Here is a 1,559-nt window from a genome sequence, read left to right on the forward strand (position 1 = left end):
AACAGATAGTATTCATACGCCCCCGCTACCGCCCGGCCCTGCAGCGTAAACGTGCCGGCCGAGGCGCCGTCCACCTGCACCAGCTTGATGCCGTTGACGGTCTGCTCGCCCGCGCCGTGCAGATTGTTGACGCTGACCGCCGTCGCCCCCGCCGTGCTGCCATGCACGATCAGCTGGTCAGTGGCCGAGGCGTCGTTGCCCAGCGTGGTGTTCAGCCTCAGCTGGCCGCCGTTGCTGCTGTAGTTGCCGTTGATGGTCAGCGTGTTGCCCGGCGTGCTGCCGGTCAGGTCGATCAGGCCGTGGTTGGCCAGGTCGCCCGCAATGGTCAGATTACTGTTGGGACTCTGGCTGATGCGGGTCTGCGGCCGGATGACATTGCGCACCAGGCCCTGCCGCGCCGCCAGGGTCGCGCTGCTGCCGCCTTCCATGGCCTTGATCAGCCCGTTGTTGATCACCGAACCCGCCACCGTGCCCAGCCCGGTCAGCGTACCCGCGCTGTCGATGGTGACGGTGCCGGTGCTGTCCAGCCGCCCGGCCGACGTGGTGCCCACCTGCAAGGTGCCTGCGCTGATGCGCGTGTTGCCGCTGTAGGTCAGCCCGCTGTCGACCACCAGCGTGCCCGCCCCCGTTTTGGTGACGCTGCCGTTGCCGCTGATGGGGTTGGCGATGGCCCATGGCTGCGTGTTCTGCAGCACCACCGTGCCGTTGTTGGTGATGCTGCCGCTGCCCAGCGCACCGGCTTCCAGCCCGGTCAGCTGCGAGCCGCTGTCCACCGTCACCGCACCGCTGAAACCGGCCAGTTGCGCCGGGCTGGCCAGCATCACCGCCGACTGGTTCTGGATACCGAACCGGCCCGCGCCGGTCAGCGTATTGCCCAGCGTGCCCTGTGCGCCCTGCAGGTCCAGTTCGCCCGCCAGCACGATATTGCCGCTGCCCAGGCCCGCCACGTGGTCGAGCGTCACCACGGCCGGCGCGGCGATCTGCGTGGTCGCCGTCAGCGCGCTGTTGGCGCCGTGCACCGCCAGCGTGCCCCCGGCCAGATTGAGCGTGCCGGCGCCGCTGAGCGCACCGGCGCTGTCGCCGCCCTGCGCCACGTTCAGCACGCCGCCATTCAGGGTCAGCGTGCTACCGGCCGCGCCATGCAGGCTGCCGATATCCTGCGTCCTGCCCGCCAGATCCAGCCCCGCGCCGCTGGCCAGCGCCACGTCGGCGGTGTGGCCCATGGCCTGGTCGTGCGCCAGCTGCAGCGTGCCGGCGCTCACCGTGGTGTTGCCGCTGTAATCGTTGGCCGGGTTCTGCAGCACCATCACGCCGCTGCCCGAGAAATTGACATTGCCGCTGCCGGTCAGCCGCGCCAGCAGCGTGTTGTCGCCGTTGGGGTCGCTTTGCACCAGCAGGGTCTGGCCCGGGTTGAAGGTCAGCTGGATCAGGTTGTAGCCCAGCCAGATGCCGTCACTGGTGACGGTGGCGGCATCGTCATAGGTGGCGATACCGATCACCTGGTTGTTGAGGTCGACCACATTGACGTGCGTGATGTCCGACACCGGCGTCACGCCATC

General features: G+C 68.8%; 1 protein-coding gene. It reads right to left on the reverse strand.

Annotated features, from left to right (window positions below; all coding sequences use genetic code 11):
- Window positions 1-1,559 (reverse strand): autotransporter outer membrane beta-barrel domain-containing protein (locus WG78_RS15585; RefSeq protein ID WP_152969237.1); only part of this gene is annotated, 1,559 nt, incomplete at both ends.

It is taken from the genome of Amantichitinum ursilacus, from assembly GCF_001294205.1.
Lineage (GTDB): Bacteria > Pseudomonadota > Gammaproteobacteria > Burkholderiales > Chitinibacteraceae > Amantichitinum > Amantichitinum ursilacus.